Below are 13282 nucleotides of genomic sequence, written 5' to 3' on the forward strand. Positions count from 1 at the left end.
CTCAGGCTCCTCGTGAAACCACAATCACCACCAGCACGGCCAGTTCGATCAGTGCCAGGCGGCGGAACAGCACCGGTACCGCCGCGCTTTGCCAACCCGGAACCCACGCTACCGGATTGAGCCACTTACGCAGTTTGAGAACCGGTGCAAAGGCTTCCTTCACTGGCATCGCGAAACCGTGCGCGGTAATGACCATCGACTGCTCGTGATCGTAACCGCAGACCCATGCCGTCCCGCGAGAACGCGATGGCAGACGGTTGCCTTTGAACATCGCCATGATGATGAATGGCAGCAGCGGACAGGCAATCAGCAACAGCGTGATCATGGGTTGCGATACGGTGGTATTGGCTGTTTCCAGCGGCAACGGTACGGCAGTCGCCAGCAGCGGCAACAGCCACGGCGCGGCAACCCCGCCGAGTACGCAACAAATCGCCAGCGCCACGACGCTGATGCCCATCAGGAGAGGCGCACAGCAGGCGTTTTCCGCCTCTTTCGTGCGCGGCGCGCCGAGAAACGTCACGCCATACACTTTCGCCATACACATCACCGCCAGCGCACCGGTAATCGCCAGTCCGACCGCCAGTAGTGGCCCCAGCAGACGACCAATAAACGCGCCGCTGTTGCCCAGTTTGAAGAAGGACTGGTAGATCACCCACTCGCCAGCAAATCCGTTCAGCGGCGGCAGTGCAGCCATCGCCATCAGCCCCACCAGCATCGCAATGGAAATGACCGGCATGCGTTTACCGATGCCGCCCAGTTTTTCGATATCGCGATGTCCGGTACGAAACCAGATGCTGCCCGCGCCAAGAAACAGCACGCTTTTGAACAGGCTGTGGTTCACCAGGTGATAGAGACCACCGGTCAGGCCCAGCGCAATCAGCGTCGGTTGTTTGAGAGCAATCCCGGTCACGCCTGCGCCGAGACCGAGCAGGATAATGCCGATGTTTTCCAGCGTGTGATACGCCAGCAGGCGCTGAATATTGTGCTCCATCAACGCATACAGACCGCCGACAAACGCGGTGATCATGCCGAGAACCAGCAGTAACACACCCCACCACAACGGCGCATTACCGCCAATCAGCGATAACGAGAGAATGCCCAGTAGACCGACCTTCATCACCACGGTGGAGAACAGGGCCGCCGCTGGAGCGCTGGCGTTCGCGTGAGCCTGCGGCACCCATCCGTGCAGCGGAATAATCCCGGCCAGCAGACCAAAGCCCGCCACGCCAAGCAGCCAGATGTCAGCGCCCAGCGGCAGTTCCTGAGTGCGCAGATCGAGGAGACGCAACTCAAGGGTGCCATAGCGCTGCCACACCAGATAACAGGCGATCGCCAGCAGCAACGTACCGAGACGCCCCAGCGCAAACCACAGCTTGCCTTCTTTGCTGCATCCGGTCAGGAACACCGCACACAGCGCCATGATTTCCGCCATCACCACCAGCGTGCCGAGATTGCTGGCGGCAACTGCGCACACCGCCGCCGCCATCAGCAGATTCACCAGCAGACCGTTGGCCCTGACCTGCGGATGGCGATGCCAGTCGATGTTGTACAAACTGACAAACAGTCCGCACAGCCCCAGCGTAATCAGCCAGATGGCATTCAGTGGGGTGATTTGCACGCTGTGACCGATAAACGGCATCACGCCGCGCACCGCGACAGCGTTGATGAGCACGGAGAAACCCGCCGCGGCAGTACACAAGCACCCCACCGCGCCGCCCACGCCAGCAACCCAGCCGCTAAGCGCTTTATGAAAAGAGAACAGAAATGCCAGGACGGCGGCGGCGGCAAACCAGGCCACACCGCTGATGATCAGTGAAATTGCGCTCATTTTGCCTCCCCACTCTGAGCCTGCTGAAACAAGGAGAGATCGCCGAAGTCAGTATTGAAAGTCAGCTCACGTTTCCGTTTACTGGCGCGGGCGATGTCCATGTTGTTCACCAGATGCAGAGCTTTCGTCGGACACATCCGTACGCAGGCCGGGCCTTGTTCATCGAAACTGCACAGATCGCATTTCACCGCGATGGCACGCACGCCCGGAACCCAGTCCAGCAGCGTACTGACGCGAGCCGGTGCCGGTGGCGCTGGTGGTGCTTTAGGCGTATTGGCGTTGGCCGGGATATGCAGCGGACGGCTGCCGGAAAATTCGATCGCGCCAAACGGACAGGCAATGCCGCACAGTTTGCAGCTCACGCACAGGCTTTCATTAAGCTGTACGGCGCCATCCACCCGGTTAATGGCGTTAACCGGACACACGGTGGCGCAAGGGGCATCTTCACAGTGGTGGCAAAGCTGCGGCGCAGATTCTTTTTCATTCAGCATCACTTTCAGGCGCGGCATAGACTGTAGGCCGTGCTGGCGATGCGTCTCTGAACAGGCGGCCTCGCAGGTGTGGCAGCCGATACAGAGCGTGGAGTCAGCAATTACAAAACGATTCACCAGGCATTCCTCAGGTGATAGTCATTTTTGACGAAAACATGCCGATGAAATGTCATTTTCGACACTGTTCGACACGTCTGTCCCTTAAAGCGTCGTGACAACCCATGAGACGACGTCACGACGTAAAACGCTGGGGTCAGGCCGCCGGATTTTGTCTCGCCACCAGTTGGCTCAGATTGATCGGCGACCCGCTTTCAACAGCGGCATACAGTCGGTCATAAACGCTGGCGATTTTATCGAGATAGTGTTCCAGCACCTGCTCACGCTCACGGTTGCTGACCCGCTCGTCCACTTTGCCATCAATGCTCAATTGCGCCTGTGCAATCAGTTGCTTATCTTCGCCATCTTTTGTTTCGACGTAATACTCAATGGTGTGGCTGTTGAAGCCTTCCGCCATCGTGACGGTGATGCGAAAGTGTTCGAACAGTACGAAACAGAGATCTTTATCCGGCGCGCAGCTCATCGCATGGTGCAGACGCGCTTTCGACAGGGTGATCCCCTGAACCAGCGAATTGCAGTAAATATGCCACTGGTCCTGTAGGCGACGATGCCGCTGCGCGATGTAATCGGCTTTTTCGCTTATTTCCCAAATAGTCATGTCAGGTTACCCGTTTAACAGAGATAGCCTGCCATAAGCATTTTCCATGCCAGTTTTTAACCATTTGTTTTTTCATGAATTTAATAATAAAAGACGGCTGTCGACGCCCGAATGACATGTCATTTCGTCATCATCGTCATCGACAAATGCCCCCAACTTTCAGGCTGGCATAGTTATTGCTTATCACTGCCCATCATATCGGGAGGCACTATGCACGAAATTACCCTTTGCCAGCGGGCACTGGAATTGATCGAACAACAGGCCGTCGCGCACGGCGCAAAACGGATAACTGGGGTCTGGCTCAAAATTGGCGCATTTTCTTGCGTAGAAACCAGCGCTCTCTCCTTTTGTTTTGATCTGGTATGCCGTGGCACCGTTGCGGAAGGTTGTAAACTGCACCTCGAGGAACAAGAAGCCGAATGCTGGTGTGAATCCTGTCAGCAATACGTCACCTTACTGACCCAACGCGTACGCCGTTGCCCGCAATGCAATAGCGACACGCTGCAAATCGTGGCCGATGACGGATTACAGATTCGACGAATAGAAATAGATCAGGAGTGAGCGATGTGTACAACATGCGGTTGCGCTGAAGGCAACCTTTATATAGAGGGTGATGAGCATAACCCTCATTCCGCGTTTCGCAGCGCGCCTTTTGCCCCGGCAGCTCGCCCGGCGCTGAATATTACCGGCATAAAAACGTCCGAATTCACCCCGAGCCAGACGGAAGAAGGCGATCTGCACTACGGTCACGGTGAAGCCGGCACCCACGCGCCAGGCATGAGCCAGCGGCGTATGCTGGAAGTAGAAATCGACGTGCTGGATAAAAACAACCGTCTGGCCGAGCGCAACCGCGCCCGCTTCGCCGCGCGCCAACAGTTGGTGCTCAACCTCGTCTCCAGCCCAGGATCCGGTAAAACCACTCTGCTTACCGAAACGCTGATGAAGCTGAAAGACAGCGTCCCGTGCGCCGTCATTGAAGGCGACCAGCAGACGGTCAACGACGCCGCACGCATTCGCGCCACGGGCACTCCGGCCATTCAGGTCAACACCGGCAAAGGCTGTCACCTCGATGCGCAGATGATTGCCGATGCCGCGCCGCGTCTGCCGCTGGAAGACCACGGCATTCTATTTATCGAAAACGTCGGTAACCTCGTCTGCCCGGCGAGTTTTGATCTCGGCGAACGCCATAAAGTGGCGGTGCTTTCTGTCACCGAAGGCGAAGACAAGCCGCTGAAATACCCGCATATGTTCGCCGCCGCCTCGCTGATGCTGCTCAACAAAGTCGATCTGCTACCGTACCTGAATTTCGACGTTGAGAAGTGCATTGCCAGTGCCAGGGAAGTTAATCCGGATATCGAGATCATCCTGATTTCCGCCACCAGCGGCGAAGGAATGGATCAGTGGCTGAACTGGCTGGAGGCACAGCGATGTGCATAGGCGTTCCCGGCCAAATCCGCACTATCGAAGGTAACCTGGCGAAAGTCGACGTTTGCGGCATTCAGCGCGACGTCGATCTGACGCTGGTCGGCAGTTGTGATGAGCACGGCGAACCTCGTCTGGGCCAGTGGGTACTGGTCCACGTCGGTTTTGCCATGAGCGTGATTAACGAAGCCGAAGCGCGCGACACGCTCGATGCGCTCCAGAACATGTTTGATGTTGAGCCGGATGTCGGCGCTTTGCTGTATGGCGAGGAAAAATAATGCGTTTTGTTGACGAATACCGCGCGCCGGAACAGGTGATGCAACTGATTGAACACCTGCGTGAACGTGCCGCGCATCTGCCGTATACCGCCGAACGTCCGCTGCGCATTATGGAAGTCTGCGGCGGCCATACGCATGCGATCTTCAAATTTGGTCTCGACCAGTTGCTCCCTGATAACGTGGAGTTTATCCACGGCCCGGGTTGTCCGGTCTGCGTACTGCCGATGGGACGTATCGACAGTTGCATTGAAATTGCCAGCCATCCGGAGGTGATTTTCTGTACCTTTGGCGACGCCATGCGCGTGCCGGGGAAACAAGGTTCGCTGTTGCAGGCGAAAGCGCGCGGTGCGGACATTCGCATTGTCTACTCGCCGATGGATGCGCTCAAACTGGCGCAGGAAAACCCAACGCGTAAAGTCGTGTTTTTCGGCCTCGGCTTTGAAACGACCATGCCGACCACCGCCATTACCCTGCAACAGGCAAAACTGCGCGACGTGCAGAATTTTTACTTCTTCTGTCAGCACATCACGCTCATTCCGACCCTGCGCAGCCTGCTGGAACAGCCCGATAACGGCATCGACGCGTTTCTCGCTCCAGGTCACGTCAGTATGGTGATCGGTACCGACGCCTATCATTTTATTGCCAGTGAGTTTCATCGTCCGCTGGTGGTCGCTGGATTCGAACCCCTTGATCTACTGCAAGGCGTCGTGATGCTGGTTGAGCAGAAAATAGCGGCCCACAGCCAGGTCGAAAACCAGTATCGCCGCGTGGTGCCAGACGCCGGCAACCTGTTGGCGCAACAGGCTATTGCCGACGTATTTTGCGTCACCGGCGACAGCGAGTGGCGCGGCCTGGGGGTGATTGAATCCTCCGGCGTGCATCTGACGCCTGACTATCAGCGTTTTGATGCCGAAGCGCATTTCCGACCGGCACCTCAGCAGGTTTACGACGACCCGCGCGCCCGCTGCGGCGACGTGCTGACCGGGAAATGTAAACCGCATCAGTGCCCGTTGTTTGGCAAGACCTGTAATCCAGAGACCGCCTTCGGCGCACTGATGGTCTCTTCAGAAGGCGCATGCGCCGCCTGGTATCAGTATCGTCAGCAGGAGTGTGAAGCATGAAGAGCGTACAACTCGCCCACGGTAGCGGCGGTCAGGCCATGCAGCAACTGATTAACAGTCTGTTTATGGAAGCCTTCGCTAACCCGTGGCTGGCGGAGCAGGAAGATCAGGCGCGGCTTGAACTGGCGCAACTGGTCGCTGAAGGCGATCGGCTGGCATTCTCCACCGACAGCTACGTCATTGACCCACTGTTTTTCCCCGGCGGCAACATCGGCAAGCTGGCGATCTGCGGTACCGCCAATGACGTCGCCGTCAGCGGCGCAATTCCACGCTATCTCTCCTGCGGCTTTATCCTCGAAGAAGGACTGCCGATGGAGACGCTGAAAAGCGTGGTAAACAGCATGGCCGCCACCGCGCGTGAGGCCAATATCGCGATCGTGACCGGCGATACAAAAGTTGTTCAACGTGGCGCAGCGGACAAATTGTTCATCAACACCGCAGGCATGGGGGCGATTCCAGCCAATATTCACTGGGGTGCACAAACCCTGGCAGCGGGCGACGTGCTGCTGGTCAGCGGTACGCTGGGCGATCACGGCGCCACTATTCTTAATCTGCGTGAACAGTTAGGGCTGGATGGCGAACTGGTCAGCGACTGCGCGGTATTAACGCCGCTAATTCAGTCGTTGCGCGATATCCCCGGCGTGAAAGCCCTGCGCGACGCGACGCGTGGCGGCGTGAACGCGGTCGCCCATGAGTTTGCCGCCGCCTGCGGTTTTGGCATTGAGCTGTCCGAATCCGCACTTCCCGTGAAACCTGCCGTTCGTGGAGTATGTGAACTGCTGGGTCTGGATGCGCTTAACTTCGCAAACGAAGGCAAGCTGGTCATTGCCGTTGAACGTCAGGCGGCCGGGCAGGTGCTGGCGGCGTTGCATGCCCATCCGTTGGGGCGCGATGCGGCACTGATTGGCGAAGTGGTCGAACGTAAAGGTGTGCGTCTGGCCGGTCTTTACGGCGTGAAGCGCACGCTGGATTTACCGCATGCAGAACCGCTGCCGCGGATCTGTTAAGTCCGTCATTATGCCGGATGGCGGCGTCGCCTTATCCAGCCTACACAATCGGTTGAACCGTTGGTCGAATAAGGCGTTTTCGCCGTTATTCAACTCACACAAACTGTTCGAACCGTAGGCCGGATAAGGCGTTTTTTGTCGACACCCAGCGGAAGTCGAGTGTCTATACCTATAATTTAATTTCTTTTTTTGCACCGCGCAGCGGTACTTTCCTGGAAAAGCAATATGTCGTATACACCGATGAGCGATCTCGGGCAGCAAGGATTGTTCGACATCACTCGCACATTGTTACAGCAGCCCGACCTGCAATCGCTAAGCGAGGCGCTTTCGCAACTGGTAAAGCGCTCGGCGCTTGCCGACAGCGCGGCGATTGTGTTGTGGCAAGCGCAGACACAGCGGGCGTCCTGGTACGCCACGCGCGATAACGGCAAACCCGTCATCTACGAAGATGAAACCGTGCTGGCCCACGGCCCGATCCGCCGTATTCTCTCTCGCCCCGATGCCCTGCACTGCAATTATCACGAGTTTTCAGAAACCTGGCCGCAACTGGCTGCTGGCGGCCTTTACCCGCCATTCGGCCACTACTGCCTGCTGCCGCTGGCGGCGGATGGCCGCATTTTTGGCGGCTGCGAATTTATCCGCAACGACGATCGCCCCTGGAGCGAAAAAGAGTACGAGCGTCTGCAAACCTTCACCCAGATTGTCGGCGTGGTGGCAGAGCAAATTCAGTGCAGGGTCACAAACAACGTCGATTACGATCTCTTGTGCCGCGAACGCGACAACTTTCGTATTCTGGTCGCCATCACTAACGCCGTACTCTCCCGGCTCGACATGGATGAGCTGGTAAGTGAAGTCGCCAAAGAGATCCATCACTATTTCAACATCGACGACATCAGCATTGTCCTGCGTAGCCACCGTAAAAATAAGCTCAGCATTTACTCCACTCACTACCTCGATGAAAATCATCCCGCACACGAACAAAGCGAAGTCGATGAAGCTGGCACTCTGACGGAACGGGTGTTTAAAAGCAAAGAGATGCTGCTGATAAACCTGAACGAACGGGACGCGCTGGCCCCCTATGAACGCATGCTGTTCGATACGTGGGGCAACCAGATTCAGACGCTGTGCCTGCTACCGCTGATGTCGGGCAACACCATGCTCGGCGTACTCAAGCTGGCGCAGTGTGAAGAAAAAGTGTTTACCACCGCCAACCTGAACCTGCTGCGCCAGATTGCCGGGCGCGTCGCCATCGCCGTGGACAACGCCCTCGCCTATCAGGAAATCCATCGGCTGAAAGAGCGGCTGGTGGATGAAAACCTGGCGCTTACCGAACAGCTCAACAATGTCGACAGCGAGTTTGGTGAAATCATCGGGCGCAGCGATGCGATGTACAGCGTGCTCAAGCAGGTCGAGATGGTGGCCCAGAGCGACAGCACTGTGCTGATCCTCGGTGAAACCGGCACCGGGAAAGAGCTGATTGCCCGCGCAATCCACAATCTGAGTGGGCGTAACGCACGCCGGATGGTGAAGATGAACTGCGCCGCCATGCCCGCTGGCCTGCTGGAAAGTGACCTGTTCGGTCACGAACGCGGCGCCTTCACCGGTGCCAGTGCGCAGCGCATTGGCCGCTTTGAGCTGGCGGATAAAAGTTCTTTGTTCCTGGATGAAGTGGGCGACATGCCGCTAGAATTACAGCCTAAGCTTTTGCGCGTCTTACAGGAACAGGAATTTGAGCGTCTGGGCAGCAATAAGCTGATCCAGACCGACGTGCGTCTGATCGCCGCCACCAACCGTGACTTGAAAAAAATGGTCGAGGATCGCGAGTTTCGTAGCGATCTCTACTACCGCCTCAACGTTTTTCCGATCCGACTTCCGCCGCTGCGCGAACGCCCGGAAGATATCCCCCTGCTGGTGAAAGCATTCACCTTTAAAATCGCTCGCCGCCTGGGGCGTAACATCGACAGTATCCCGGCGGAAACCCTGCGCATCCTCAGCAATATGGAATGGCCGGGTAATGTGCGCGAACTGGAGAACGTGGTGGAGCGCGCCGTTCTGCTGACGCGAGGAAGCGTGCTGCAACTCTCGCTGCCGGATATCGGCATGCTCTCACCTGGTGAACCACCCGTCGCGACCGAAGTCGCCCAGGAAGGGGAAGACGAGTATCAGCTCATCCTGCGGGTGCTGAAAGAGACCAATGGTGTGGTTGCAGGCCCGAAAGGCGCAGCTCAGCGGCTGGGTCTTAAGCGTACCACGCTGCTTTCACGCATGAAGCGTTTAGGTATTGATAAAGACGCGCTGGTTTGAGGCACGCGTTGCTGGATGTCGGGTGGGCAATTATCCGTAGGCCGGATTAAGGCGAAGCCGCCATCCGGCATTTCGCTTCACTTCTTACGCGAGTATTTTTCCGGCAGTTCCGGCACGGGACGTTTATCGTCGATGAGATGACGAACGGTCAGGATGGGATGACGCCAGAGCATTCTCGGCCCCGCCCAGCGCATAATCTGCTTCATCTCTTCACGCTTCGCTGGCTGATAACAGTGTACGGGACACTGTTTACAGGCCGGTTTATCCTCGCCAAAGACGCACTTATCCAGACGTTTTTGCGCATAGGCAAACAGCGCGTCGTAGTGTTCCGGCTCATCAGATGCCTGCGGACACTGGCTCTCGTACAGCGCGATCATTTTTTTAATCGTCAGTTTTTCGCGAGCAATGCGCTTGCCGGACATGATGCGCCCTCCACTACATTAAGGTGTATTTATTCTACAACTTAAATTCTCGCAACACTATCACCCAAAGGTGACACTCCCCCACCACACCTCAAATAAGAATTATTTTCATTTAACACTATCTTTATACATGCCTTGTGCTATATAACATAGCAAAGGCTATATTCGATGAATAATTAACCACTTTTTTATGAGGGATACTATGTCGCACCTCTCCCGTCTGACCTCGTCTCTGCTGGCGGCTGTACTGGCCATCTGCATGCTGTCACCGGCTTATGCCAAAGAGAAGCTCAATGTCGTTACCACCTTCACGATCATTGCGGACATGGCGCAAAACGTGGCGGGTGAGGCGGCCAATGTCAGTTCGATCACCAAACCCGGCGCGGAAATTCATGAGTATCAACCCACTCCGGGCGACATTAAGCGAGCGCAGGGGGCGCAATTGATCCTCTCTAACGGTCTGAATCTGGAGCTGTGGTTTGCCCGCTTCTACCAGAATTTGTCGGGTGTGCCGGAAGTGACGGTGTCTGACGGGGTGAAACCCATGGGCATCAGCGAAGGACCGTATAACGGGAAACCCAACCCTCACGCCTGGATGTCGGCGGAAAACGCGATGATCTACGTCGACAATATTCGCGACGCGCTGACGAAATACGATCCGGATAGCGCCGCGATTTACCAGAAAAATGCCGAACGTTATAAAGCGCAAATTCACCAGACGCTGGCCCCTCTCCATGCCGCGCTGGCAAAAATCCCTGCCGATAAACGCTGGCTGGTCACCAGCGAAGGAGCGTTCTCTTATCTTGCCCGCGATAACGATCTGCAAGAGCTTTATCTCTGGCCGATCAACGCCGATCAGCAGGGAACGCCCAAACAGGTACGTAAAGTGATCGATGCGATCAGAGCGCATCAGATCCCCACCGTATTCAGCGAAAGCACCGTATCAGATAAACCGGCCCGTCAGGTCGCGCGGGAATCCGGCGCACATTACGGCGGCGTGCTGTATGTCGATTCCCTGAGCGCCGCCGATGGCCCCGTTCCCACCTATCTCGATCTGCTACGCGTTACCACCGAGACCATCGTCAGTGGTATCAATGACGGTTTGAGGAGTCAGAAATGAGTCAATCTGCGATTACCGTGAATCAGGTGACGGTGACGTATCGCAATGGTCATACCGCACTACGCGATGCCACCTTTCAGGTACCGGGCGGTTCGATTGCCGCGCTGGTAGGAGTCAACGGGTCGGGAAAATCAACGTTGTTCAAAGCACTGATGGGTTTTGTCCGCCTGGCCGACGGCGACATTTCCATCCTGCAACAGCCGGTGAATCACGCGCTGAAGCAGAATCTGATTGCCTACGTCCCACAGTCCGAAGAGGTTGACTGGTCATTTCCGGTGCTGGTGGAAGACGTCGTGATGATGGGCCGCTACGGACATATGGGCTGGCTACGTCGTCCGAAGGCTCAGGATCATGCCAGTGTTGACGCTGCGCTGGCGCGGGTGGATATGCTGGAATACCGCCACCGGCAGATTGGCGAGCTTTCTGGCGGGCAGAAAAAACGCGTCTTCCTCGCCAGGGCCATTGCCCAGGACGGTCAGGTCATTCTGCTGGATGAGCCTTTCACCGGCGTCGATGTCAAAACCGAAGCGCGCATTATTGCGCTGCTACGCGAGTTGCGCGATGAGGGGCGCACGATGCTGGTCTCCACCCACAATCTCGGGTCAGTCACCGAATTCTGTGATTATACGGTGATGATCAAAGGCACCGTGCTGGCGAGCGGCCCGACCGAAACCACTTTTACCGCCGACAACCTTGAACTGGCGTTCAGCGGCGTCCTGCGTCACGTCGCGCTCAGCGGCGGCGAAGAACACATCATTACCGACGACGAACGCCCGTTTATCTCCCGACGAGCGGCAGGCTGCGGAGAGTCATCATGAACTGGCTGACAGAACCCTTTGGTTATCAGTACATGCTCAACGCGATGTGGGTATCGGCGATGGTTGGCGGACTGTGCGCCTTTCTCTCCTGCTATTTAATGCTTAAAGGCTGGTCGTTGATTGGCGATGCGCTGTCGCACTCCATCGTGCCAGGCGTTGCCGGTGCCTACATGCTCGGCTTGCCCTTCTCTCTCGGTGCCTTTCTCTCCGGTGGCCTGGCAGCAGGCAGTATGCTTTTTCTGAACCAGCGCTCACGGCTTAAAGAAGATGCCATTATTGGCCTGATCTTCTCGTCATTCTTTGGCATCGGGCTGTTTATGGTGTCGCTCAACCCGATGTCGGTGAATATTCAGACCATCATTCTCGGCAACGTACTGGCCATCGCGCCGGAAGACATTGTGCAACTGGCGATTATCGGCACGGTTTCCCTGCTCATCCTGCTGCTGAAGTGGAAGGATCTGATGGTCACTTTTTTCGATGAAAACCACGCCCGCTCCATTGGCCTGCACCCGGCCCGTCTGAAGCTGCTGTTTTTCACTCTGTTATCGGTGTCCACCGTCGCCGCGCTGCAAACCGTGGGGGCATTTCTGGTGATCTGCCTGGTCGTGACGCCCGGTGCCACCGCCTGGCTGCTGACTGACCGCTTTCCACGCCTTCTTATGATCGCCGTTGCGATCGGCAGTGTGACCAGTTTTTTCGGCGCCTGGCTCAGCTACTGGCTGGACGGGGCGACCGGCGGGATCATTGTGGTGCTACAAACCGTATTATTCCTGCTGGCGTTCGTTTTTGCCCCCAAACACGGCCTGCTGGCGAACCGCCGTCGCGCACGACGTAAGGAGTCATCATGTTTCTGAGCACTCTGCTGGAACCCTTTCAGTTCGACTTTATGGTCAACGCGCTGGCCGTCTCCGCTCTTGTGGCGATTCCCTGTGCGTTACTGTCGGTATTTCTGGTGCTCAAAGGCTGGGCGCTCATGGGCGATGCCATGAGTCATGCGGTTTTTCCGGGAATTGTGCTGGCTTATATCGTCGGTATTCCACTGGCTATTGGCGCGTTTATTGCTGGGCTGTTCTGCGCAGTCGCAACTGGATATCTTGATGACAACAGCCGCATCAAACGCGACACCATCATGGGGATCGTCTTCTCCGGCATGTTTGGCGCCGGACTGGTGCTCTATGTCTCTATCCAGTCAGAGGTTCACCTCGATCATATTCTGTTCGGCGACATGCTAGGGATTTCGCTGAGCGATATTGGGCAAACGGCCTTCATTGTGCTGGGTATCGTCCTGATCATTGCATTCAAGTGGAAAGATTTGCTGCTGCACGCCTTCGATCCGCATCAGGCGAAAGCCTGCGGCCTTAACACGACTTTGCTGCATTACGGACTGCTGTGCATGATTGCGTTGACCATCGTCGCGACGCTGAAATCGGTGGGGATCATTCTGTCGATCTCCTTGTTGATCGCCCCAGGCGCGATTGCCGTTCTCCTCACCCGACGCTTTGCCCGCGCGCTGTTGCTGGCAACGGGTCTGTCGGTGGTTACCTCATTTTTAGGCGTGTATCTGTCATTCTTCCTCGACAGCGCACCCGCTCCCACGATCGTCGTGCTGTTCACCATTCTCTTTATCGCGGCGTTTGTTTTTGCCGCATTACGCGACCGACATTCGGAATTGCGACAACAACAATCGGTGTAAAATTTTGAAACGGAAGAAGGATCGAGAAGTCGGCGATCCTGACTTTCCCTGAAATGCGTATCT

General features: G+C 56.5%; 14 protein-coding genes. 10 read left to right on the forward strand and 4 right to left on the reverse strand.

What is annotated here, in order from left to right; all coding sequences use genetic code 11:
- Nucleotide 1: 1 nt before the first annotated feature.
- The 3 genes from hycC to hycA form a co-directional block, all read right to left on the reverse strand.
- Nucleotides 2–1828, reverse strand: a complete 1827-nt coding sequence (gene hycC / locus HVX64_RS18120) for a formate hydrogenlyase subunit 3 (protein ID WP_061069679.1) — start codon at nucleotides 1826–1828, stop codon at nucleotides 2–4.
- On the reverse strand, nucleotides 1825–2436 hold the full coding sequence (gene hycB, locus HVX64_RS18125; protein ID WP_042999587.1) for a formate hydrogenlyase subunit HycB: 612 nt from the start codon (nucleotides 2434–2436) through the stop codon (nucleotides 1825–1827). Before hycB ends, hycC begins: the two co-directional genes overlap by 4 nt.
- A gap of 136 nt (nucleotides 2437–2572) precedes the next feature.
- The gene (hycA, locus tag HVX64_RS18130; protein WP_042999586.1) at nucleotides 2573–3034 is read right to left on the reverse strand and encodes a formate hydrogenlyase regulator HycA; all 462 of its coding nucleotides are present in this window, start codon (nucleotides 3032–3034) and stop codon (nucleotides 2573–2575) included.
- A gap of 210 nt (nucleotides 3035–3244) precedes the next feature.
- Between hycA and hypA the strand changes: the two genes are divergently transcribed.
- The 6 genes from hypA to flhA all read left to right on the forward strand — a co-directional run bounded on the left by hypA (nucleotide 3245) and on the right by flhA (nucleotide 9166).
- Entirely contained in the window at nucleotides 3245–3595 is a 351-nt protein-coding gene (hypA, locus tag HVX64_RS18135) for a hydrogenase maturation nickel metallochaperone HypA (RefSeq protein ID WP_042322631.1), read from the forward strand.
- A 3-nt stretch (nucleotides 3596–3598) separates the two neighbouring features.
- Complete coding sequence (hypB, locus tag HVX64_RS18140) at nucleotides 3599–4471, forward strand: hydrogenase nickel incorporation protein HypB (protein WP_042999585.1); 873 nt, start codon at nucleotides 3599–3601, stop codon at nucleotides 4469–4471.
- On the forward strand, nucleotides 4462–4734 hold the full coding sequence (hypC, locus tag HVX64_RS18145) for a hydrogenase 3 maturation protein HypC (protein ID WP_042999584.1): 273 nt from the start codon (nucleotides 4462–4464) through the stop codon (nucleotides 4732–4734). Before hypB ends, hypC begins: the two co-directional genes overlap by 10 nt.
- Nucleotides 4734–5855, forward strand: a complete 1122-nt coding sequence (hypD, locus tag HVX64_RS18150) for a hydrogenase formation protein HypD (RefSeq protein ID WP_042999583.1) — start codon at nucleotides 4734–4736, stop codon at nucleotides 5853–5855. The genes hypC and hypD overlap by 1 nt, the downstream gene beginning before the upstream one ends.
- The gene (gene hypE / locus HVX64_RS18155) at nucleotides 5852–6862 is read left to right on the forward strand and encodes a hydrogenase maturation carbamoyl dehydratase HypE (protein WP_044255052.1); all 1011 of its coding nucleotides are present in this window, start codon (nucleotides 5852–5854) and stop codon (nucleotides 6860–6862) included. The genes hypD and hypE overlap by 4 nt, the downstream gene beginning before the upstream one ends.
- A 225-nt stretch (nucleotides 6863–7087) precedes the next feature.
- Nucleotides 7088–9166 carry a formate hydrogenlyase transcriptional activator FlhA gene (gene flhA, locus HVX64_RS18160; protein WP_044255048.1) on the forward strand — a complete coding sequence of 693 codons (2079 nt, stop codon included), beginning with the start codon at nucleotides 7088–7090 and terminating at the stop codon, nucleotides 9164–9166.
- A 77-nt stretch (nucleotides 9167–9243) separates the two neighbouring features.
- Here the strand turns inward: flhA and HVX64_RS18165 are convergent, their stop codons facing one another.
- Nucleotides 9244–9588, reverse strand: coding sequence for a nitrous oxide-stimulated promoter family protein (locus HVX64_RS18165; RefSeq protein ID WP_042999580.1), 345 nt, complete (start codon nucleotides 9586–9588; stop codon nucleotides 9244–9246).
- A gap of 202 nt (nucleotides 9589–9790) precedes the next feature.
- Here HVX64_RS18165 and HVX64_RS18170 point away from each other — a divergent pair, with 202 nt between their 5' ends.
- The 4 genes from HVX64_RS18170 to sitD are packed head-to-tail and all read left to right on the forward strand — an operon-like array spanning nucleotide 9791 to nucleotide 13219.
- Nucleotides 9791–10708 (forward strand): metal ABC transporter substrate-binding protein, encoded by a 918-nt coding sequence (locus tag HVX64_RS18170; protein ID WP_044255044.1) that lies wholly within the window; start codon nucleotides 9791–9793, stop codon nucleotides 10706–10708.
- Nucleotides 10705–11526, forward strand: coding sequence for an iron/manganese ABC transporter ATP-binding protein SitB (sitB, locus tag HVX64_RS18175; RefSeq protein WP_042999578.1), 822 nt, complete (start codon nucleotides 10705–10707; stop codon nucleotides 11524–11526). The genes HVX64_RS18170 and sitB overlap by 4 nt, the downstream gene beginning before the upstream one ends.
- Nucleotides 11523–12380 (forward strand): iron/manganese ABC transporter permease subunit SitC, encoded by an 858-nt coding sequence (gene sitC / locus HVX64_RS18180; RefSeq protein WP_042999577.1) that lies wholly within the window; start codon nucleotides 11523–11525, stop codon nucleotides 12378–12380. Before sitB ends, sitC begins: the two co-directional genes overlap by 4 nt.
- Nucleotides 12371–13219: an iron/manganese ABC transporter permease subunit SitD gene (gene sitD / locus HVX64_RS18185; RefSeq protein WP_044255040.1), complete on the forward strand. Its 849-nt coding sequence runs from the start codon at nucleotides 12371–12373 to the stop codon at nucleotides 13217–13219. The genes sitC and sitD overlap by 10 nt, the downstream gene beginning before the upstream one ends.
- The last annotated feature ends 63 nt before the right edge of the window (nucleotides 13220–13282 follow it).

Source organism: Citrobacter sp. RHB20-C16 (assembly GCF_013890155.1).
Taxonomy (GTDB): domain Bacteria; phylum Pseudomonadota; class Gammaproteobacteria; order Enterobacterales; family Enterobacteriaceae; genus Citrobacter_A; species Citrobacter_A amalonaticus.

What these genes read in the sequence shown, in the direction of transcription:
- flhA (WP_044255048.1), top strand. Translation starts at nt 7,088, where the DNA reads ATGTCGTATACACCGATGAGCGATCTCGGGCAGCAAGGATTGTTCGAC.
- hypA (WP_042322631.1), top strand. Translation starts at nt 3,245, where the DNA reads ATGCACGAAATTACCCTTTGCCAGCGGGCACTGGAATTGATCGAACAA.
- sitC (WP_042999577.1), top strand. Translation starts at nt 11,523, where the DNA reads ATGAACTGGCTGACAGAACCCTTTGGTTATCAGTACATGCTCAACGCG.
- hypD (WP_042999583.1), top strand. Translation starts at nt 4,734, where the DNA reads ATGCGTTTTGTTGACGAATACCGCGCGCCGGAACAGGTGATGCAACTG.
- sitB (WP_042999578.1), top strand. Translation starts at nt 10,705, where the DNA reads ATGAGTCAATCTGCGATTACCGTGAATCAGGTGACGGTGACGTATCGC.
- HVX64_RS18165 (WP_042999580.1), bottom strand. Translation starts at nt 9,588, where the DNA reads ATGTCCGGCAAGCGCATTGCTCGCGAAAAACTGACGATTAAAAAAATG.
- hycA (WP_042999586.1), bottom strand. Translation starts at nt 3,034, where the DNA reads ATGACTATTTGGGAAATAAGCGAAAAAGCCGATTACATCGCGCAGCGG.
- hycC (WP_061069679.1), bottom strand. Translation starts at nt 1,828, where the DNA reads ATGAGCGCAATTTCACTGATCATCAGCGGTGTGGCCTGGTTTGCCGCC.
- sitD (WP_044255040.1), top strand. Translation starts at nt 12,371, where the DNA reads ATGTTTCTGAGCACTCTGCTGGAACCCTTTCAGTTCGACTTTATGGTC.
- hypB (WP_042999585.1), top strand. Translation starts at nt 3,599, where the DNA reads ATGTGTACAACATGCGGTTGCGCTGAAGGCAACCTTTATATAGAGGGT.
- hypE (WP_044255052.1), top strand. Translation starts at nt 5,852, where the DNA reads ATGAAGAGCGTACAACTCGCCCACGGTAGCGGCGGTCAGGCCATGCAG.
- hypC (WP_042999584.1), top strand. Translation starts at nt 4,462, where the DNA reads ATGTGCATAGGCGTTCCCGGCCAAATCCGCACTATCGAAGGTAACCTG.
- HVX64_RS18170 (WP_044255044.1), top strand. Translation starts at nt 9,791, where the DNA reads ATGTCGCACCTCTCCCGTCTGACCTCGTCTCTGCTGGCGGCTGTACTG.